The organism is Mesorhizobium sp. M1050 (genome assembly GCF_040318715.1).
Taxonomy (GTDB): domain Bacteria; phylum Pseudomonadota; class Alphaproteobacteria; order Rhizobiales; family Rhizobiaceae; genus Mesorhizobium.
This window is the reverse complement of sequence record NZ_JAMYMV010000028.1, coordinates 1-19,013: the sequence shown is the minus strand read 5'-3', so window position 1 is coordinate 19,013 and position 19,013 is coordinate 1. Positions and strand designations below refer to the sequence as shown.

The window sequence follows — 19,013 nt, the reverse complement described above, 5'->3', positions numbered from 1 at the left end:
CCAGTTACGATTGGATGATGCCGGGCTCGGTTCAACCTTGATCGCTTTGCCTTTAAGCCGTTGCTGGCAGCACATGTTGAAGAACCATCCAAATCGCAGGATCGGTCGAGCGCCATGCCCGGGAGGGCCTGGCTGGTGTCACCACGCAGGAAGAGAGGCAATGAAGGCGGCACTTGAAACCTGCGGGTGCTCACATTGACCAGCATGTGGACGATGAGCTGGCCTTGGCGCGCTTCGTACCGGCTCGCCGACATGGACGCCCAAAGCGTCACGGACATAGCCATGGATGCAGGTTACGATGCGCCCGATGTGTTCGCCCGCGCCTCTCGGCGAGGGTTCGGGCGATCGCCGCTCCGAATATCTCCCAGCTGTGGGTCGTGGCTTATGGCCTTCGGGGCCCCTCGACAACGCAAGCAACGAGCCCATGCAGATAATCATTGACCACGACGATCCGTGATGTGCCGCCTACGCCGGTGGTGGTGATCGAGCATCGCGGGGACCGGGTGACGCCCGAAGACACCTTCCGGCGGTTCAGGGCCTGGCCCAAAGCGAATGGCTCGTCGCCGCTGACAAGCTCTACTTTCATGGTCTTCCGTTCCGAAACGGAGCCGGCCGTCCCGGACCGATCAGCCGATCGAGGCGAACGACGCGCAAATGAAAGCTGGCGTGATCCCGGCGGACTCTGCGCGGTGCTACGCTATCCCGGTAATACCGAGCCCGCCGCGCTCTACCTCTATCGCGATTGGCTGCCGGGCAGCGGCGAGGAGGCACGCGACTTCCCGATCTATTGCCAACGCCGGCTGCTCTCCATCCGGGAGGTGCAGGCGCATGAGATAATCGCGGAACTGTTGTGCTGCTGAGTAGGACAACTTCAGAAAGTTGTGAAGCGGCTTTCCGTCCGGAATTGCGTCAATACAAAGAGCTAGGGCACTTCGCCGTTTCAGCGGAAAAGTGAAGTGCTCTAGCCGGCGTCCAGCCGGAACGACACCAATTTAATGGCGCGTTTGTAGATCTTGCTGGCGGCGGGGCTTGGCGGAATCCCGTCGCGATAGTCGAAAGTCACTTCGAGTACCTTTGCGCTGGCAAATGCTGCGTGCGGGATCGCGAACGAGATCGTCGTCGGGTCTTGGCTCGACAGTGTTACCTCGTGTACCCGAACTCCGTTCACCGAGATCATTACCCTTTGTATGGTTTGTGGTGGACGAATGACGGCAGACATTTGTAGCGTGGCTGTAAACCCGTCGCGAAGCGAAGGTATTTCCAGCCTCAGCCGAGAGGTCTCGCCGAGCGAATGGGTTCCGTCGGCTACCGGCCCCGACCAACCGCAGACCATCATGCCGGCTGCTTGTTTGGCACCGTCGGACCGGAAAGATACTGTCTGCCCAGGAGTGTAGCTGCCAACCGCATCGCGATTGAGGCACGTCGTCGTGCGATCAATGTAATAGGCCCGATAATCAGCGTTGACATCTGGATTGAGAGCGAGTGCGAGGATGATGATCTCGGACACGGCCAAAACCACCGCCAGCGCGTAGCCGCCAGTCGAGGCAGCACGGCCATAGGATGACAGGCCGTCAGACCAGGGCAAGATAGCCTCCAATCCATGCCACAGTCATGAAATAACATGCGCTCAGGAAAAGAGCCAAAGTCACGAGATAGGTCAGCTTCGATACGGACAGCAGCTCGGCAATCAACATCATCAGCGGCGCAAGCCCAATGACGTATCTGATCATGGAAGCCAGGTTGGTGATCAACGGCAGGATGATGCTGCTCGCACAGAAGAGCGCAGCGCCATATCGCCTGCGAGCCGCCAGAACGACCGATAGGGTCAGCCCTATAATCGCTGCGAGCGCGCTCCATTGCGGCGCCGTGGGCAGCCATCCTTTTGTCGGAACAGCAGAGAGACCGTCCCATAGAAAAAGGAGCGGATCGCCAGCAACCCGTCCAAACGCGCGCTGGACGTGCAAGAACGCAAACCCGTCCCCGACAGTGAGATACAAAAAGAGCATGTAAGCAAACAAGCCGGCGGGCGAGATGAAGATAGCTACGAGCATATCCGGGCGACCAAGCACCCATCGCGGGAAAGACACCGCCGACCCGCCCTGCTGGCGGTGCTGCTCGAACATTTGGATAACGGTTGCAAACACAGCAAGGACCCCGACCACCCTCGTTGCCGACAGCAAAGCGCATGAAACGCCAGCGGCCAGGTAGTTGGAGCGCTTGAGTGCCAAAAAGACGCACGAAGTCAGGAGCACGAAAAGAGGTTCGGTAAGGAACGTGGTGAAGTGGAAGGAGAACGGGCCGCTAAGCAGGAAAGCGCAATACAGTGTATAAGCGCGCATGTTCTTCTCCAGCAGTGGCCATGCCACAAGACAGGCGGCGTAGCTGCAGGCAATCGAGGTGATCGTCGCGATCAGAATCGTGGGAAAAGGGAAAGCAAACCGAAGAGTCGTCACGAGCATGGGATACAATGGAAAGAAGCCCCAGCGTCCGACGTTGCTTTGGCCTGGAATGGGAAAACGCTCGTAGCCGTGTTCGGAAATGTCCACATACCACGCGCAATCCCACCTGCAGAGCGCACGCGCATAAGCTTCGAAGCCTGGTACTGCCGAGACTGAATGGAATGCAGCATACCGAATGACAAGCCCGCTGATCATGAACAGGAGCGGAACCGCAACGGCGATGACACAAAGGCGACGGCCAGCGTTTGCGCGAGCCATGTCTCCAAGCGCCAGTTGTGTCTCCACAGGGGATGGCGCCAGAGTCTGCGATGGCGAGCCCGAGTTCGCCGGCTCGATGGCGCTGCCAGCCATAAAATCGGTCCATCGGAAGCATCAAGATCATCAACCGACTTGAAGCCCCGTCCGCGACTTGATCTTGAGGATCAACGATGCCGCGCCGCTTCGGTTCCTTCTGCAGCAGGAGTTCGTTGGGGTCAGGTCGATCGATCACACCAGCCGAAGCAGGGAGCGATATTGCGCTTCGACGGCACCGGTTCCTCGCAACGGGCGGCCTTCTCCATCGACGGTCTGGCCCGCATCTCCCAGTCGCGCTCGCGACAACGGGTTCTTCTCGCCATAGGCGGGCGCCGATGGCGGCCCCAGCCTCCAGCTCGAGCGCGCGCAGGTTCATCATGTCGTCAGTCATCGATGGTCCTTCGAATCAGGAAGGTGTCAGCAACCTGGCCTTGCCGGCGAATTGTCGATGACCACCGCAAAGCCGCTCGCTCGCTACAGCGCTATCGAGACCGCTCTCGCCAGCGGCTTCGCTGCCGCCAAGCTACACCACCTGCGGGCACGCGAAAAAACGGGAATAGCGTGGTTCAATCCTTGCCGCGGCGCGGGTCTTTGCCGGCCGCCTGGCTGCTTTTCTTCGGCTGTTCGTCGCGTTTGTCCTGATTGCCTGCACGGTTGCCTCCGTGCGCCCCTTGGGAAGATTTTGCGGTCTTGCCGTCTTTGAGATTCGTAGCCATGATTTCCTCCTGGGATCCTGATATTTCCAGAACCCTCTCGCCGCGTGAATGTTCCGCAGCATTTACTATCCACGCGCAACCGAGCGGCCGTGGAACGCAAGCTCGAATTCGGCCCGCAGTTCGTCCTCCCGTCCGAGATAGCGCGGCGAGAAATGCATCTGGTGAGCGAAGTCCACTGCCGCCAGGCGGGCGATCTCGCCCGCCTGCACTGCTGTCAGGTGCTTCTTTGAAGCGGCGAGTGCCCGATCCTCCTGCAAGAATCCACCTTCGATAAAGAGTTGATCGGCGCCGCACGCCAAGCTGCAAAGCCGGGTTATGTTCAAGGAATGGAAGGCCAGGTCAGTGGCATAGGCAATGCGCTGGCCCGGCGCGCAAACGAGCGCTTGGCTTTGCAGCAGTTCTCCCAGAACTACCTTCCTGTCCTTGGTGGGCATGAACTCGGTTGCAGGCCCGGCACCGCTGCGAACGGCCCGTTTGGCTTCGGCCAGCCAGGGACCAACTGGAAGGCGGAGCTCGTCGAGACGCGCCTTGTGAACGTTGACCCTGATTTTCTCCTGGAATGCGAAGGCCAGGCAAGGAATGCCATGATCAAGCGTGACCGCAACGACCTTGAATTCCGGGTCGTCGAGCGGAAGCCGCGCTTCCGACGGCTGCTGGTTTTCGCGAACAAAAGCGTTACGCGCCCTGAAGACGGCCTCGGTAATGAAGCCTCCCTCCGCCCAGTCGGAGGCGGCGATCTCCAAATCATGGGACCGCTCGTCCAGCAGGTTCCAGGTGTAAGCCCGCAACTTGGCCTCGACGGCGTCAGTCAGACCGGGCGGTCCGACGATATGGACGCGTCTGTCCCGGTAAAGCGACAGCCTGAGCAGGCGATCGAAACCGCTGAAGTGATCCATATGCATATGCGTCACGAAGACATGCGAGATCCGCAGGATTTCACGCGGCGAAAGGGTCGAAAGATCTCCGAGATCGAACAGCAAGGCCCTGTTGCCGAAGCGAAAATCCAGTAGCACGCCCGGATCGGAAAAGGGTTCGTTTAGCAAGCGTGGCTGGACGAAGAGCGTCACTGCGAGAAGACCGCCGCCAGCGATGCAGGCTTCATCCGTTCAGCTTCTCTTTGCCCGGCCGGCATATTGGTCGACCGCTCCGGCCATCTGGAGCATGAGTGTCGCCATAGAGATGGAATTCCCGCCATAGGGGTAGAAGTCGGATTTATCGCCTTTGTTCCATTTCTCCCGCAGCTCGGGTTCGGTGATGTCCCAGTCGCGGTAGGTTCTTCGCGCCAGTTCGCGCAGCTCTATGTGCAATTCGGCGGTGGAGGGGCGGCCCCAGTAGTAATAACCGTTGTAGACCTTGAAGACTTCGAGCTCTCGCCCCAGCACGATGGTGTGCGGGACCATCACGTCGTGCGTGGTGTCGGTGTATTCCTTGATGTCCAGGTCCTTCTGCACGAGCCGTTCCTCGTCATACAGAAAGGGCCAAGGCGCCGAGGTCTGCTGGCGGTAATTGTTGGTTGTATGCCAATCGTCCGTGGTGATCGTGACGAGCTGGGTGTAGCCGACGACCAATTGCGGGTGAAACCGCACCAGTTCGAGCACTTGCTGCCGGTCTTTCGGGCAGAAGAATCCACGCGTCAGCATCACGATCATCAGCTGGTCGCCCTGCAGGTCCGACAGCCGCCGTGGCGTCTTGGTGTGGTCGGGTAGAACGTAGTCGGGGAACTTCGCGCCAGCCACAATATCTTGTCTCATTTTCAGTCGCTCCATCAATTCGGTTCCTGTAACTCCCGAACAAAAGACTCCTCCCCATGTTCCTTGATTCCAGGCAAGCCGAATGAGACGACCAGGTCTAAGGGCCGCCTGCCGTAGCACCGACGACCCCAGCCCATCCAACTCGACTTCGCCATCGATGATCGTCTTGCCGTCCTTTTTTCGAACCTTGAGCTTCGACGGGTTTTCGGCGGCCTGTCTTTCGAGTTCGTCAATCACTCCCGTGATCGTCGCTAAGCGGTCTTCCGTGATATCCGCGTAACCGCCGTGTAGCGCGTGATGGCACCCTCATCGGGATCCTCTCCTTGAAAATGCACGGTAGCGTTGGCCGGCGGCTGACACTTCATGCCAAAAGCTTTGACCGCCGAAGCGCATACGAACTCGACATCGGGGTGCTGTTGCATGACATTCATGGCCGCAAGTTCGGCGGTGCTACTGCCGCCGATCCGCCAGCAGGCTTCGAGCACTCCCGACTTCCACTTCCCAGACCAGTCGGTCCCTTGGCCGATGTCATAGTTGCGCCGCGATGCGAAAAATCCGGGACACTCGGTCATCGCTGCGTCGTATGTTCTCGCCTGCGCGACCGCCAGCGCTGAAGTAGATGAAAGACTGAGGCCTGCGAGTGCCTCCCATCCCCCGCGTACGGCGATGATATCGGACCCGCCATAAACGGGTTGTCCCGCATTATCCGCCGTTATTCTCTGCGTGCCGACGTACGCAATGGCGATCTCGCCTGCATCCGCGATTCCGACGCTTAGCGTGGCGATGTCAGCTAGATTCGTCTCTAGAACGAGTCCGTTTTTTTCTAGATTTGAGGCTTGATAGCGTTCCAGGAAAGCTTCGACTTCCGACACGGAAGAAGCGATCTGTTGTTCGCGTCCGCGCGATGCAAGCGGAGGCTTAAGACGAACTGGTCCTTGCCGCAGGAGCCGATCCGCCGCTTGCAAAGTGTCCGTTCGGGAGAATGTGCTGTAACCCGGCAAAACCGCACCGCTGACCCGTTCAGGGAATTCCGCTGGCCAGTCATCAGGCCGAAATGCGGACGCGCCGATCACGTCATGCGTGATGACTTTGGTCATTGCCAGCCGCGACGGAAGCACGCCGCCAAAAAAGTCTTTTGGTCCTGCGATCCCCATTCGACTCGCATCGGCGAGAAGCAGGCTGTCGTCCGGGACGTAGTACAAGTATTCTCCGTCCAACTTGAACGCGCTAAGATCGCCCTCGAATGCAAACCCTTTGAGTACAGCGATCTGGCGGGCGACCGCATTGATCGCGTGCCGTTCATGGGCGAAGAGAGCTTCGCTGCCTGGCGCGGAGCATGCGATCACAATTCCTTTTGGCCCGTCCGGGCATGTATTGCTTGTCATCCTCAATCCACAATCCTGTTTACGTCCGTGCGGCCGCACGTCTCCAACTGCGAAAACGGCGGGGCGGAGAAAACGTTCTGTTCCGGTTTCAGTTAGCGAGCTTCCCTGGAAAGGGAGCGTGTCGGAACCCGCGCAATTGCCCGCGTCGAGGGGATTTGGAAACTGATCGAGAGATCGGTTATTGCGTGCTCGCCGCCGGGCAGGGGTCGGCACATTCGGGCGTGCCTAAATGTGCCGACGATCCCAGCCTCTGCGAAGATGTGCGGCTTGGCTTTCAATTCGCGGACGGCCGGTTTTTGCCCTTCTTTTGCGGCTCGCGCGCCTGTGTCTTGCGGACCCGCTCCATCTGATCCTTATCGGTGAACGGGTTACGAACTGCCATTGGGCAAACCTATCGAGGCATCTCGCGGGCCGTCGTTTGCGCCAGTGGTAATCTTTCTGTTCCTGGCCATGGTCGCCTCCATGGAAGTTTGGAGAGAAATGGCTAAGACCGTATCAGAGTTGTAGTGGCGCCAAAAAATCGACGGGCGGCTTTTGGCTGGAGCGTTCACAGAGCTCAGTGTCGGTCACCATCTCCCGGCAGAGCGCCAAGCCGAACGGTCCGCCGTGTCACCGGCCATTCTTCTCCAATACAGAAGCGAGCATCTGATCGAACTGCGACCGTTTGGGATAAGACGCCTGCGTGCCCTTCCGACCAACCGAGAAGGTTGAAGCCGCAACGCCCCAGCAGGCGGCTTCATATGCCGATTTGTCCTCCAGGGTCGCGGCAGCGAACGCGGCAATAAAGGCATCGCCGGCCCCCGTCTTGTCCACGACATCGACAGCGGGCGCTCGTATTGCGGTCGTCTCATTCCTCTCACCGAGGATGCAGCCACCGTCGGAGAGCTTAACGCATGCAATTTCAACCCCCAGGGCGTTGAATTCGGTTGCCGCCTGGCTGGCCTGACTTTCATTGGCCACTTCAATTCCTAAAACATCCGCTGCTTCCTTTTGGTTGGGCGACACCGCATAGAAGCGTTTTAGATCGGTCTTCTCGATTTGATCGGCAAATGTTGGGTCGACGATGATCCTGAAGCCGCGCCTTTCCGCAGCTTTAAATGCGGCCTCAAGCACAATGCGAGGAACCTCGAAATCGGCGATCAGGACGGAGGATGCTGGGGCGTTGTCGATTGCCTGCACTACTTTTTCGACAGCGGGAGTTTGCCAGTTCATATTGGCGTTTGCGACTGAAAGGATTGACTTGTTGCCATCTGCTGGAACGACGACGACCGCTATGCCTGTCATCGAATTTGGAGCGACAAAGACAGCCTCCAAATCGAGATTCTCTTGCATGAACGGACCAATGGCCACCGTCGCGAGATCGTCGTCTCCGACTTGGCCGAGAAGCTTTGTTGGAAATCCGAGCCGCTGCGTAAAATAAGCCACATTGGCAGCCTTTCCGCCGCTCTTTCGAGAAAATCCGGATGCTCTGACGGTCGCGTCACTGCTGAACGGCTTGTCGACCTCGAACCTCAGGTCGGCATTAATGCTACCCAGAGATAGAACCGCCGGCTGTGCCAAACTTCAAACTCCGCTTTTCGGATTATTCGCTGGTGTGATCTGCAACCCAGCTTGCTTGGTCCCATACGCCTTGCTTCGCGGTCCGCGAGCCTCCGGGGCAATCGTCGACCGAACGCCGCAGTTTCGGACGCGTTGAACACGATAGTCGTTGCCAAAACTGGTCCGGGCAAGAATGGTTCCGGGACAAGGCTCTCGGAGATCGCTTCACATCCCAGGCGACCGTCTTATGGCCGGATTCTGGACGAGTTCGTTAGCGGGTTCAGCAGAAAGTGCTGGGGAATACGGCAGAGGCGACGAGCAAATAAACGACCATCTTCAGCATTCAAGTGGACGCAAGCGCGTCCGCGACCTGCCGATCAGGATCGAGCAGTTGCTCGTTTGAAATCTATTCCTTCAATCCGGCTACGCGCTCGAGCAGAGGCTTTTGCAGAATGGGGAAGGAACCGATCGTCAACATGACGAGATTCCTGCATGTCTGGACGAAGCTGTTGGTCGACTGCGCCGTGGACAGAATACGTTCGCTCAAATCGATCCAGCGACCTCCCACCGGTCGACGCTCGTCCGTGTAGCCTGCAAGCGTGCCATCGTTGAAACGCCGGGCGAAGCAAGCTGTATCCTCAATACCGAGATTCATACCGCGCGCGCCAAGCGCGAGTGCGCATGCGCGGCATCGCCGCCGAGGAAGACGCGGGCGGTTTGATAGCGGGACGCCTGTTTTGCCGGAATGTGGAAATGATCGGTCCGCAGCAGCTGCGACACGCTATACCTGCCCGGCACATGCGCCAGCGCGTCAGGTGTGTTTGAGACCGCGCGAAAGCGGTTGCCGCCGATCGGTATGATGAAGCCGACGTCCCCGTCTCGATGCAGGAAAGCCTGTGCCGCGTCCACCTCGTAGGGCGGACGCGATCTCCGCATCGGTGATGCTCCATCGCCGCCTCGATTGTGACGAGCTCACGGGTTCCTGCATGGAAATGCGCGTGACGCACCTTGAGCCCCTCTGCGAGCAGCTTGCTGCTCACCCCCGCCGCTTCGAGAACATCCAGGCTATGTGAACTGATGCCGACGGCCTTGCTGAGCGGCGTAGGTCCGTCCTTCTTGTCTATGACGCGGGGATGGGCGCCTCTTCGCGCAAGCTCCAGCGCCGCTGTCAGCCCCGTTGGGCCCGCGCCGACGATCAGGATCGAAGCTTCTTTTCCGGGCACGACCGCCGCCTTCTCCTAGCCTGTCCGCACCGTTCGGCACTTTGTCGTAATGGAGCGCATCCCAGGAACAGAGGTTGCGCGCCAATTGAGCCACCCAACGTCAGCTCGTGCCCTCCGGTTTTCACGCACTGAGCGACATGGCCGGCACGACAGGCTCCTCATCGTCGGCCGTTTCCTCCAAGTCGCAATCGGCTTGCCGAATGGATAAGCCGACAGGCGGACAGATCGCAGCAGCTCGAACCTTGGCTGGGTTCACCCAACCAGAACTAGCCGAGCGATCGAAAGTCTCGGTGCCGACCATCAAACGAATGGAAGGCAGCGACGGTCCTGCAGTCGGGATGGTCAATAACGTCGAGGCCGTGTGCCGCGCCCTCGAATCTGCCAGCATCGAGTTCATCGCCGAGAATGGCGGCGGAGCCGGGGGTGAGGCTGTGGAAGAAACGACGCTGAGGATGCCCAACGGTCGTCGGGCCCGCTGGCCGCCCACATGGTCACGCCGCAGGCGTAGCAATCCCTTCTAACGCAATGATCCTGGTATTTGCGGAACGTTTGCGGATCTCGATCAGCCGGGCATATTCAGGAGAATTGTACCAGCCCATCAATGACGCCATGTCGGGGAATTCAACAATGACCAGTCGGTGTGGATCCCAATCACCTTCCAGAACCTTGGTCGCACCACCACGACCCAGGTATCGCCCACCGTAGCGCTCTTCGGTGGCCGGAACGTCCCGCCGATATTCCTCGAATAAGGCAGCGTCTTTTATGTCTACATCCGCGATCAGATAGGCGGCCATTTGTGTTCCTCCCTTTGACCTAGCTCGCGCTCCTCGGCTCCGGCGTGATTTCCACGACCCGCACTTTCTCGCCGTTGTCTCTGTGCACGCAAAGCCCGCGCCACTTGCGGGAGGCGCGGGCCGATCAGGAGCCGGTGAAGGTCGTCCCGATCATCAGCAGCGATGGGGTGAGCATCGTCTGCCACTGCACAAATAGTTAGAGGTCGCTAATGTTCCGTCAAGCCGGTTTGCCCGGTGTTGGCTGCACCGGTCCTGTACCGTGCCACCTAATGAACGACGCATCCTTGCCGGTGATATCCTTGACCGTCTTCAACAGCGCCTCATGCGTGTTTTGCAGCGAGCGGTAATGCTCGCTGCTTGGCGCAGACGCAGCTGGACGATGCTCTTATGCAGCCGTTCTGCCTCGGCCAAAAAGTGGTCAATCTCGGCTTGTGAAAGGTGCTTGGATAATTTGGTCCCGGCCATTGGCGATCTCCGTTGAATGGGCGCCGCAACGGGAGGATTATATTCCTATATCCAGCGAACCGCCAAGACCGTTTTTAGGACTCTTCCCTGAAATTCTGCACCGACGCATGGCGCAGCTTGCGCTCACCGCGTAGCGTCCTGACGCTCGCCTTGATGGGCTTGACCCATTCGACGTCCGGAGTGACTACCGCACTCGGCAGGCCCTCCTGCTGGGCTGCTGCGGGCCTGCTGCACACGTTTCCGTAGCCGGTCCTTGATTGTTTGGTCGTGGCGATCACAGCCTTGCCAACATACTTCCCGTCCCGTGCAAACAGCCCCTCGGTCCACTTGCCGGCCTGTCGCTTCACGCCAATCAAATCAAACTCGGCGATGTCCCAGCACTTGATTTTCAGCCAGGCCTCATTCTTGGCGCCGCTGCGGTAGGAGCTTTCCCGTCGCTTCGACACCATACCTTCGAGGCCCATTTTCTCGGCTGCCTCGAAGAACTCGGCACCGCCACCCTCAACATGTTGGCTGTACTGAATGATGCCTTGTGCCGGCTTGATCAAATCCCACAGGATCGCCTTGCGCTCTCGCCGTCGAGGATGAAGGATTTCGCCTTTAGCTTCTCGGCAGCCGCGACAAATCGGCCAGTAGCGCTTGGACCAATCGATCCCGGCGCGGGTGAATGCCCGAGCGCCAGCCCAGTCGAGAATGATCTGGGTGCGAAAGCCGTCTATCTCGTGCAGCCAGTCGTCGCTGACCGGCGGCGTCTCGACCAGGATCGGTTCCTGCGGCTTGATGAACTTCAGCCGGTCTGCGGCGTTACGGATGCACTCGATCCTCCAACTGCCAGACAAGGCGCCCGGGCTGATTTGGTTGCATTTTAGCGAAATTGAATGTGAGAACCGTCGATGAAGGAAACAACACGTGATAAGGTGTCATCGGGACATTGCCTATGCGGGGGAGTGCGCTACGACATCGCAGGCGAGCTTGCCCCGCTGATAGCCTGTCACTGCTCCCAGTGCGCGCGAACAAGTGGCAATTTTGCGGCCATGGCGGCCTGCCGCTCGGCCGATCTCATGCTGATGACCTCGTCCACGCTCAGGTGGTACCGCTCGTCGCGTTACGTCGAACGCGGCTTCTGCTCGCGCTGCGGCGGCAACCTGTTCTGGAAGGCGGCGCCTGGCCTGCAGACCTTCGTCGCGGCTGGTACTCTCGACCCGCCGACCGGCCTTCGGCTTAGCAAACATATTTTCGTCGGCTCGAAATCCGACTTCTATGATCTGACTGACGGCCTTCCAAAGGAGCAGGCAGGTTAGAGGGGTTAGAGAACGCACGATGGCCCGGCCACGCTGCCGGTATGATAGCTAGGAGCGCCAGGGATCGATGCGCCTCTTTCGGGTTGTTGGCCTGGTTATCGACCACGGATCCCCCGCGATCTTGCCGGCAAGCTGTTCCCCGGCCTCGCATGTTGGCTTGGGCGTAGGGCTTGGGATGGCAATCGCAGGTCAGTGAGGGGGTAGCTTCTATCCGACGGGCAATCCGCGCCGTACGAGCCGTGTTCCCGCATCTGCGCGACTTCCGCATCCCCTAGTCGCCCTATCACCAACCCGGCATCTCGTATGTAACCAGACGAGATAAAATATTCCTCGCACCAAATCAGATTTTTCCGCTTCTAGGGTCTCTAGGGCAAAGCGCGTTGGCTTGTGCAGCCCGCACCGTTTGAAAGCCTCCGGTCCCTGAGAACCAAATCATCCTGGCACTGCTGCTCTGTAAACTGGCCAAACCCATAGCCAACTTCATCGAGATCGGAGCTGGCGTTGGCAAGACAACGCCGTGCGACAAGAGATAGTCAGCGACTTCGCGTTGCCCCGTGAATTTTGCCAGATGGAGCGGTGTCTTGCCATCCTTTGTCGCCGCATTCACGTCCGCGCCGGCCTCGACCAGTGCCTTCACGCAATCGAGACAACCGGATCTGACAGCGATGTGGAGGGCGTTTTCGCGGGTGCGCTGCGAATTTGGATTTGCGCCCCCATTCAGCAACAGATTGACCAAATCGATCCTGCGTTTTGCCAAAGCCGGCATGAGGGCAGGACCCAAACGCGAGTCCGTGACGGCGTTGACGTCGGCACCGCGCGCCATAAGCAGTTTTGCCGCCGCAAAATGCCCGTCCCTATCCGCAAGATAAAGTGGTGTCGCGTGCCCATCGCTCTCATCGACGCTGGCCCCTGCATCGAGCGCCGCCGCGATCGCCGTGACATCGCCCTTCATGGCGGCGTCGTGGATGGCAGCGGCATGCGACACAACCGGGATGTGTGCAAGCAGTAGTGAAATGAACAGCAAGGACATGCGCATTTGGCATCTCCCAAGGCAAAACGCGTGGGCGCTACGCTTTCGAGGGAGTCAATGCCACGAATGCCTGATCGCAGCCACTCCCACCGTGCCTAACAACAAGGTCGTAAGGTCCCCATCATCCGGGTCATGAGACTTGTTGCGCTAGAGGTCCGCTTTGAGGCCGCTAACTTTCTTGCTTTCATCAAGGTCGTGGCCATCCGGCTCGGCTCTGGCTTCGGGTAATCCACGAGCTAGGTGGTGAAAGCCTGACGCTTGGTCCCCGACGCGTAGGGCATCTCAGGGTGGAAGTTACCGTTCGACCCGTCAGTTGGAACGAGCAAGTAGCGCCATTTGCTACCCTTCATGGCGCTTCTCCAGACCTGCCGTTCGCGGTGCGGCTGATGCGACTCGATGGTGCCATTCCCGGGGATCGCGGCGGGGCCACCCTTCCCGCCGCTATCGGTCTATCTGCTGCCAGCACCGGCTGGAACCGAAGAATGCCTATTTTGCTGGATTGTCGTTCCAGATGTCGCGATAAAGCTCCCAGTTGCCGTTCTGTGCTTTCTTCCAGACGACTATAGACTTGCCAGCCCCGTCCACCTGTTTGGAGTCTTTGCCGGGCATCTTGAACGAAACGGCGCCCTGCTCAAACGCGAAATCTCCGCTCTCCACCACCTCAACAGTTGTGATTTTAAGATCGGAAACGCCATAATCAATTACGCCCTGCCAAAACTTCTGAATATTGTTTCGCCCGTCGACTCGCATCGCATTCGGCGGCAATACCATCGCGTCCTCAGCATAATGCGATGCCACGCCAGCGGCATCCTTGCTGTTAAGCGATTTCGCGAACGCGGCATTGCTGGCTTCAATGGCGTCTTTGGCCGACTGGGCATTGGCTGGTCCGAGACATAGCGCGGTGATGGCAACGACCAGCATGCAGTGCTTCAATGTCATTTTATCCTCCCTTGCTTTGTTCTAATTGCCCCCACCGAGGTTATTTTCAGCGTACTGCGGCGGCCGCGCGCCCGACAGGGCGCATTGAGGCATGCCGGTTCATCAAATATGATACTGTCGATCCTTGTCGGATGAGTCGTTCTTCTGAACGGTCTGTCGCTCGGTGGTCGACAGATCTGCCCACCAGCTGACGTACTCAAGGAACTCTGCGACGGTCATCTCATCGAAGTTGGCAGGCACGCGGACGCCCACAACCTGACCCCCGGACCGAACGACTGGTCTCGGTCTTCGATGATTCAACTTCCCTCGCTCGTATGCCCACTTGGAATGTCGGTCCCACGCGATCGTGAGCCCGAAGCCAACCGCCGGTTCCGGTAAACGTCGGCTATCGGGGCGGCGAAATGGGCTGATGAAGGTCGGCTTCGCGTCATGAGTGTGAATTCAACCGAAGGCGAGTGAACTTCCGCTTAGGGTTCGGATCTTGTCGGTCATCGCGGGGTACCAAGCGTCAGGCTTTCACCACTAGGAAGCTGGAGCATTGATCAATACTCCACGACGTCGAACTGCGAGCCGATCTGGTTGGTGAGACGAGCATGGCCGCCTGCGCCCCGTCCTGGCCCGAGCAAGGGCTGGGACGGGTTGCTGTTGGTGTTGCTTAGGTGGAGTGGGCGGTGGCGCGGAGCGTGGCCAACGCAGGTGCTGGGGCACCACCCACCACCTCCCGCGTCGGCCACTGCGGCGTTTTGAGGGGGTTGCCGCAAGAACGGAGTTAGAGCGTGCCAACCAGCCGGCAATTCCGCTATTGCCTTTAGTTAAAAACGTACCGGAGAAACCCGTTGTGGTCAGGCAGGATGCGATTAAGAATTAAAGGCGTCACCGGCTCGGCTGTTAGGACGTCGGTGTTTGAGAGTTCTGTGTGCTCCCGCCCTTGATCGGATTTGGCGTTGACGGCTGGGTATCGGCTTTTGACTGCGACATCCTGCGCAGCGCCTTCATAAAGTGCGTCATCGAAGAGAACATTCCCGAAGATCAGTGGCGCGCGCTTGCTGCGAACCTGATAAGCGACTTCACGGATAGTGATGATATCGATCCTAAGTTGCTGGAATGGATCGTGAGGAAGTAGCGGCGGTATCAGAACCCGCTCGCGCGGCGGCGGATCTCGGCCTGGACCTGGGGCTCGAATTGGCCCGAATCCTCGTCCTCAATCTCGTTCGCGAGCAGCATTTGGACCGCATCGGCGATCTCAGCCATTTCGCGATCGGTGAAGGCCAGTGGGTCGCGCGGGTCACGCCAAGGGGTGGTGGGCACGTCGTCGTACTTGAACCTACGCTCTAGGATCACCCTATAGTGGAACGGGTCGATGCACCGGGGTTCGTCGCAGACCGTATCGTCGCGCCGGATCTGGTAGTCGGGGTGGTTCGTGAGGCCGAGCTTCACACGGGCCGGGTTGCCGGTCGGGAAGAGGTGGGGGCGACCGCCACGCATCTGGCCGTGCCAGATGAGGTGGCATTCCCAAACATCGAAATGGTCAACTTTCATCGGCTTTAGTAGAACATGGTACTATGAGTACAATATTTTGCAGTGAGCTTCGAATGAGAACCTGATTGATGTTTTGGAACCTTTTTCCCTCTACGCAAAGGGGAAGAAAGAAAAAAGAGAGATATTCAGATGTGGAAAACCGTCACCATAACGGTTTCTGCATCACTAAGTAGAATGCGCTAGCTGCTTGGCTCTTCACGCGAGTCAGGGACAAGTACCGAGACTGGTACAACTGGCGAACTAAAAAGGTCTATGGCGCACCCAAGCTGGCGCTGTACGTCTACACCTTAGAAAACCCAAATGGTCAGGCTCATGCCAACTGGGTGGTCTACGTCCCTCCGGCGCTGAGGGCCGAGTTTCTGCATAAGCTGCCGGGGTGGGTGAGAAAGGCGCAAGGCCGTACCCCAGGCCAGTTCGACGTTCATGCACAAGATGTCGACGAGTCGACTTACAAAAGCCTCGGTAAGTACATCAACAAGGGCATTCGCGAGAGGTGTGGGCGATATCTTCACATCATCCCCAGCGATCAGGGCCGCATCTTTGGGCGACGAGCCTGCTCAAGTGCGGCCATCAACAAAGCCGCGCGCTCGGCTGCTGGTTTTGTCCCTAAAAGAGACCGCATCCAGTGGCCCAACGCCGAGAACAGGAACTCGACGGAAGATGTCGCCTAGACGAGGGTCCGGCTGATGTAAGCGATCAGCTTGCCGGCCTTGGTTGAGGAGAGATCGGTGAACCCGCACCAGTAGCAGGGCCCGATCTGGAAATAGGTGGCGGCGATCTCGCCGGTGAGGCGCTCGCACGAAGTGGAGCGTGCGGTCGTCACGGGCGCTAGGACGTGTACCCATAAACAACGATCAGTCGATCAACGTTTTCGATCAACCTCGGACATTGATCTGCCGAGCGGGCAGTGGGATCGGCTTGTCACTGAGTGTACGCAAGTAGGCGATCACGTTGACCCGTTCGGTCTCGTCCGGGACACCAGGCGTCTCCATCTTTACGCCCGGCGTGGTGAGCATGGGCGCGAAAAGATATCTGTTCAGATCCTCGTACGTCCATTCACCCTGCCAGCCTAGCAAGGCGTCGGAGTAACGCATATTTGTCATAGATGCCTCGTCGCGGCCGACGACACCCCATAAGTTCGGTCCCGTTTTGTTTGCTCCCTGTGGCTCGGCATTGAGGCAGCCGTGACACACATGTGTGAAGTAGGTTCGGCCTTTCTCGACATCGGCAGCAGGCGATGACTTCATCGCCGACCTTCGTCTCCATGAAATGACCCCTCCTGGCGCGATGACGATGTATTGCTTGCCGTCGACTCATTGGTCATCGGCGTCGTCTGGCCGCCGGCCGGAAGGTCGTCCTGCCAGACCTGCCTTCCGGTCTTGATGTCGAGCGCGCGCAGCTTGTTGTCGGTGCTCGCGGCGATAAAGATCAAGCCGCCGGCCGTCACCAGCGGACCGCCATTATTCGGTATTCCGATGGTTGTTAGCGGGCTGCATGGACGGGATGCCGAACGGGCCGTTGTTGTTAGCGCTGCCGAGCAGCTTGTCCCACAGGGTCCTGCCTGTCTTGAGGTCGATGACGGAACCGGCGCAGGTCGTCGGTGGTCGCTGTGTCCGGCGAGCGCCCGAGAAACGTCGCCAGGGCGCCGATGTCGCGGAGATAGTTGCGCTGCGTTTCCCCTGAGAAACGCCGTCTGTACATGTCGTCGATCAGCCGCTGACGAAGTGGACTTCAGTCTCCCGCCCGCTTTTGCGTAACAGCGGAGAGCAATTCGTCATCTTGCGGCGGGTTGACAATCCGGCCTCGGCCGCCATGCTGCACTGCAACATTTCTATCTCGGAGTCCGCAATGACAGATATCAGGTCATCGCGCATCGAATGCCTGGACGGGCTTCGCGCGCTCGCGGCGATCTGGGTGCTTGTCGGGCATTGCCTGCTTCTGACTGGCTGGCGTGTTCCCATCGTCGGCGAGCCGGATCTCGGCGTCGATCTCTTCATCATGCTGTCGGGCTTCCTGATGGTGTTCCATTATCAGTTGCGCCAGGACAAGGAGCCTTGGCAAAGACCGGGAACATGGCTGAAATTCTGGACGCGCCGCTACTTCAGGATCGCGCCGCTGTTCTACGTCATGCTTTTGCTGGCACTCGTGCTTGGCCCCTATCTCTACGACTGCAGGATGATCATCGACGATTTCCTGTCGAGATCGCATCAGGCGCCCGAGCGCTATCTCGACAGCGGCCTGAAGAACATCGTCGCACATCTGACGTTCCTGTTCGGCCTGGTGCCAGATTTCGCTTACCGCACGCCGCTCCCCGACTGGAGCCTGGGGCTGGAGATGCAGTTTTACGCAGCCTTCCCGGCCATCATGCTGTTGGTGCGCAGGTTCGACTGGATAAGAAGCGCCGGGCTGGTCGCCGCGGTTGGCTGCATCATCGTGTTTGCGCTGGATCGATTGTCGGTCCATTTTCCGATGCCGTCGTTCCTGGCGCTGAAGATGCAGATATTCCTGTGCGGCATGCTGCTGGCGGGCGTCGTGCACCAGAGCCAGCCACGGCCGATCCTGTACCTGGCCTTGGCGCTGCTGCTGGCGGCGCTGCCCTTCGGCGGCGACTACGGATTGGAAAAGCTGCTGGTGCGTGAAGTGCTGGTGGCGGGGTTCTTTGCCCTGGTTCTTTACCGCATGCTGCCAGGGGCGGCGGGAACGCTGGCGAGGGCGATAGCCATGACGCTCAGCAACCGGTTCTTTCATCTCATGGGCGAGCTTTCCTTCAGCATCTACCTGATCCACCTGCTGGTGTTGCAGCCTGTCGCGGCATTCGTCATCAGCGAATACGGCCACGGGCTGGCGGCGCCGCTGCGTTTCGCGATCGTCGTTGCCGTCGTCCTGCCGACGGTGACTCTTTTGTCCTGGGTCACCTACAATCTGATCGAGGTTCCCGGCCAGAAGGCGGGTCGCTTCGTCGTCCGGCGCTTTGGCCGCAAGGGCGGCGCGCCGGCGCTGGAGAGCGTCAAGCGTAGCGCGTGATCGTGCGCCGCCGATCGCAATCGCGTCGGCCAAATCGGCACGCTGCCATCACACGACCGGCGGCGAACCAAATCCAGCTAAAACTGTGTCACGCCCTCTCGTGCGCGCCAAAGTGAAAGCCACTGCCGCAGCAATGTCCGGATGTTCTTGTCGTAGACATAATGCGCGAATGCAGAGATCGCGATGATGACGAGGGATGTTCCCAGAATGAACGGCAAGCCGTGCTCGTTCCACGAGGTCCCGGTCACGGATTCGACCACGGCGTTCGAAAGGCGGATGAGCGGAGTGTGAAGAACATAGAGGGCATAAGAGATATTGCCGGAGAAGAGCGCAATCCAGCGCCAAAACCCGGATAGCCGCAAACGGGAGGCGACGAGAACGAGCCAGGGCCAGACCAGGGCTATGATTGCCAGACTGTACAATTGCACATGTTCGACGGGTCTGAAGATCATGAGCAGGCCGCATAGCGTCAGGAGAAACGGCATATAGAGATTGCCATCCCGACTCTTTCCGGTCGCATATCGGTTGAGAAAGACCCCGAGAAAGAACGAGAA

The 19,013-nt window shown here is 59.0% G+C and carries 22 protein-coding genes and 2 pseudogenes; 4 read left to right on the top strand and 20 right to left on the bottom strand.

Translation table 11 applies throughout. The features are described 5' to 3' along the window. Positions 1-228 precede the first annotated feature (228 nt). A pseudogene (locus NKH57_RS16915) lies at positions 229-860 on the top strand (AraC family transcriptional regulator); the annotation flags it as partial. 101 nt (positions 861-961) lie between these two features. Here NKH57_RS16915 and NKH57_RS16910 read toward each other — a convergent pair. The 12 genes and pseudogenes from NKH57_RS16910 to NKH57_RS16850 form a co-directional block, all read right to left on the bottom strand. Further along, positions 962-1,585, bottom strand: a complete 624-nt coding sequence (locus NKH57_RS16910) for a hypothetical protein (RefSeq protein WP_023759965.1) — start codon at positions 1,583-1,585, stop codon at positions 962-964. Beyond that, positions 1,572-2,810, bottom strand: coding sequence for a putative hexosyltransferase (locus tag NKH57_RS16905; RefSeq protein WP_352833026.1), 1,239 nt, complete (start codon positions 2,808-2,810; stop codon positions 1,572-1,574). Before NKH57_RS16905 ends, NKH57_RS16910 begins: the two co-directional genes overlap by 14 nt. 509 nt (positions 2,811-3,319) lie before the next feature. Then, the gene (locus tag NKH57_RS16900; RefSeq protein ID WP_352486220.1) at positions 3,320-3,469 is read right to left on the bottom strand and encodes a hypothetical protein; all 150 of its coding nucleotides are present in this window, start codon (positions 3,467-3,469) and stop codon (positions 3,320-3,322) included. 65 nt (positions 3,470-3,534) lie between these two features. Next, positions 3,535-4,536: a ribonuclease Z gene (locus NKH57_RS16895; protein WP_352833024.1), complete on the bottom strand. Its 1,002-nt coding sequence runs from the start codon at positions 4,534-4,536 to the stop codon at positions 3,535-3,537. Between the two features lie 39 nt (positions 4,537-4,575). Continuing rightward, positions 4,576-5,457: a redoxin domain-containing protein gene (locus tag NKH57_RS16890; RefSeq protein ID WP_352945597.1), complete on the bottom strand. Its 882-nt coding sequence runs from the start codon at positions 5,455-5,457 to the stop codon at positions 4,576-4,578. A 14-nt stretch (positions 5,458-5,471) separates the two neighbouring features. Next, on the bottom strand, positions 5,472-6,605 hold the full coding sequence (locus NKH57_RS16885; protein ID WP_352945595.1) for a DUF3182 family protein: 1,134 nt from the start codon (positions 6,603-6,605) through the stop codon (positions 5,472-5,474). 609 nt (positions 6,606-7,214) lie between these two features. Continuing rightward, on the bottom strand, positions 7,215-8,165 hold the full coding sequence (locus NKH57_RS16880; protein WP_352945593.1) for a PfkB family carbohydrate kinase: 951 nt from the start codon (positions 8,163-8,165) through the stop codon (positions 7,215-7,217). A 385-nt stretch (positions 8,166-8,550) separates the two neighbouring features. Next, a complete protein-coding gene (locus NKH57_RS16875) occupies positions 8,551-8,799 on the bottom strand; it encodes an FAD-dependent monooxygenase family protein (protein ID WP_352833013.1) in 249 nt (82 codons plus the stop codon). Then, positions 8,796-9,080: an FAD-dependent monooxygenase gene (locus NKH57_RS16870; protein WP_352833010.1), complete on the bottom strand. Its 285-nt coding sequence runs from the start codon at positions 9,078-9,080 to the stop codon at positions 8,796-8,798. The genes NKH57_RS16875 and NKH57_RS16870 overlap by 4 nt, the downstream gene beginning before the upstream one ends. Before the next feature lie 80 nt (positions 9,081-9,160). Next, positions 9,161-9,367: pseudogene (locus NKH57_RS16865) on the bottom strand (FAD-dependent oxidoreductase); the annotation flags it as partial. Positions 9,368-9,858: 491 nt separating this feature from the next. After that, entirely contained in the window at positions 9,859-10,161 is a 303-nt protein-coding gene (locus tag NKH57_RS16855; RefSeq protein ID WP_023759977.1) for a DUF1330 domain-containing protein, read from the bottom strand. A 539-nt stretch (positions 10,162-10,700) separates the two neighbouring features. After that, positions 10,701-11,465, bottom strand: a complete 765-nt coding sequence (locus NKH57_RS16850; protein WP_352833005.1) for an ATP-dependent DNA ligase — start codon at positions 11,463-11,465, stop codon at positions 10,701-10,703. 54 nt (positions 11,466-11,519) lie between these two features. Between NKH57_RS16850 and NKH57_RS16845 the strand changes: the two genes are divergently transcribed. Beyond that, entirely contained in the window at positions 11,520-11,927 is a 408-nt protein-coding gene (locus tag NKH57_RS16845) for a GFA family protein (protein WP_352833002.1), read from the top strand. A gap of 340 nt (positions 11,928-12,267) precedes the next feature. On the opposite strand, the gene NKH57_RS16840 is transcribed toward NKH57_RS16845, so the two are convergent. Both NKH57_RS16840 and NKH57_RS16835 read right to left on the bottom strand, forming a co-directional pair. After that, positions 12,268-12,963, bottom strand: coding sequence for an ankyrin repeat domain-containing protein (locus NKH57_RS16840; protein ID WP_352945590.1), 696 nt, complete (start codon positions 12,961-12,963; stop codon positions 12,268-12,270). A 480-nt stretch (positions 12,964-13,443) separates the two neighbouring features. Next, positions 13,444-13,896 carry a YybH family protein gene (locus NKH57_RS16835; RefSeq protein ID WP_352945588.1) on the bottom strand — a complete coding sequence of 151 codons (453 nt, stop codon included), beginning with the start codon at positions 13,894-13,896 and terminating at the stop codon, positions 13,444-13,446. A gap of 928 nt (positions 13,897-14,824) precedes the next feature. Here NKH57_RS16835 and NKH57_RS16830 point away from each other — a divergent pair. Next, entirely contained in the window at positions 14,825-15,019 is a 195-nt protein-coding gene (locus NKH57_RS16830) for a hypothetical protein (RefSeq protein WP_352832993.1), read from the top strand. Positions 15,020-15,027: 8 nt separating this feature from the next. Here the strand turns inward: NKH57_RS16830 and NKH57_RS16825 are convergent, their stop codons facing one another. The 5 genes from NKH57_RS16825 to NKH57_RS16805 form a co-directional block, all read right to left on the bottom strand. Beyond that, the gene (locus tag NKH57_RS16825; protein WP_352945586.1) at positions 15,028-15,435 is read right to left on the bottom strand and encodes a hypothetical protein; all 408 of its coding nucleotides are present in this window, start codon (positions 15,433-15,435) and stop codon (positions 15,028-15,030) included. Between the two features lie 667 nt (positions 15,436-16,102). After that, positions 16,103-16,258, bottom strand: a complete 156-nt coding sequence (locus NKH57_RS16820) for a hypothetical protein (protein ID WP_352832988.1) — start codon at positions 16,256-16,258, stop codon at positions 16,103-16,105. Positions 16,259-16,310: 52 nt separating this feature from the next. Next, positions 16,311-16,682, bottom strand: coding sequence for a c-type cytochrome (locus NKH57_RS16815; protein ID WP_352832985.1), 372 nt, complete (start codon positions 16,680-16,682; stop codon positions 16,311-16,313). Next, complete coding sequence (locus NKH57_RS16810) at positions 16,679-16,882, bottom strand: hypothetical protein (protein ID WP_352832982.1); 204 nt, start codon at positions 16,880-16,882, stop codon at positions 16,679-16,681. The genes NKH57_RS16815 and NKH57_RS16810 overlap by 4 nt, the downstream gene beginning before the upstream one ends. Before the next feature lie 77 nt (positions 16,883-16,959). After that, positions 16,960-17,136: a hypothetical protein gene (locus NKH57_RS16805; RefSeq protein WP_352832979.1), complete on the bottom strand. Its 177-nt coding sequence runs from the start codon at positions 17,134-17,136 to the stop codon at positions 16,960-16,962. Positions 17,137-17,283: 147 nt separating this feature from the next. Here NKH57_RS16805 and NKH57_RS16800 point away from each other — a divergent pair, with 147 nt between their 5' ends. Further along, positions 17,284-18,459 carry an acyltransferase family protein gene (locus NKH57_RS16800; RefSeq protein WP_352832976.1) on the top strand — a complete coding sequence of 392 codons (1,176 nt, stop codon included), beginning with the start codon at positions 17,284-17,286 and terminating at the stop codon, positions 18,457-18,459. Positions 18,460-18,536: 77 nt separating this feature from the next. On the opposite strand, the gene NKH57_RS16795 is transcribed toward NKH57_RS16800, so the two are convergent. Then, positions 18,537-19,013, bottom strand: a 477-nt coding sequence (locus NKH57_RS16795) for a hypothetical protein (protein WP_352945583.1), incomplete at its 5' end; no start/stop codon positions are given.

What these genes read in the sequence shown, in the direction of transcription:
- NKH57_RS16905 (WP_352833026.1), bottom strand. Translation starts at nt 2,810, where the DNA reads ATGGCTGGCAGCGCCATCGAGCCGGCGAACTCGGGCTCGCCATCGCAG.
- NKH57_RS16900 (WP_352486220.1), bottom strand. Translation starts at nt 3,469, where the DNA reads ATGGCTACGAATCTCAAAGACGGCAAGACCGCAAAATCTTCCCAAGGG.
- NKH57_RS16885 (WP_352945595.1), bottom strand. Translation starts at nt 6,605, where the DNA reads ATGACAAGCAATACATGCCCGGACGGGCCAAAAGGAATTGTGATCGCA.
- NKH57_RS16875 (WP_352833013.1), bottom strand. Translation starts at nt 8,799, where the DNA reads ATGAATCTCGGTATTGAGGATACAGCTTGCTTCGCCCGGCGTTTCAAC.
- NKH57_RS16870 (WP_352833010.1), bottom strand. Translation starts at nt 9,080, where the DNA reads ATGCGGAGATCGCGTCCGCCCTACGAGGTGGACGCGGCACAGGCTTTC.
- NKH57_RS16855 (WP_023759977.1), bottom strand. Translation starts at nt 10,161, where the DNA reads ATGGCCGCCTATCTGATCGCGGATGTAGACATAAAAGACGCTGCCTTA.
- NKH57_RS16845 (WP_352833002.1), top strand. Translation starts at nt 11,520, where the DNA reads ATGAAGGAAACAACACGTGATAAGGTGTCATCGGGACATTGCCTATGC.
- NKH57_RS16840 (WP_352945590.1), bottom strand. Translation starts at nt 12,963, where the DNA reads ATGCGCATGTCCTTGCTGTTCATTTCACTACTGCTTGCACACATCCCG.
- NKH57_RS16835 (WP_352945588.1), bottom strand. Translation starts at nt 13,896, where the DNA reads ATGACATTGAAGCACTGCATGCTGGTCGTTGCCATCACCGCGCTATGT.
- NKH57_RS16825 (WP_352945586.1), bottom strand. Translation starts at nt 15,435, where the DNA reads ATGAAAGTTGACCATTTCGATGTTTGGGAATGCCACCTCATCTGGCAC.
- NKH57_RS16815 (WP_352832985.1), bottom strand. Translation starts at nt 16,682, where the DNA reads ATGAAGTCATCGCCTGCTGCCGATGTCGAGAAAGGCCGAACCTACTTC.
- NKH57_RS16805 (WP_352832979.1), bottom strand. Translation starts at nt 17,136, where the DNA reads ATGTACAGACGGCGTTTCTCAGGGGAAACGCAGCGCAACTATCTCCGC.
- NKH57_RS16800 (WP_352832976.1), top strand. Translation starts at nt 17,284, where the DNA reads ATGACAGATATCAGGTCATCGCGCATCGAATGCCTGGACGGGCTTCGC.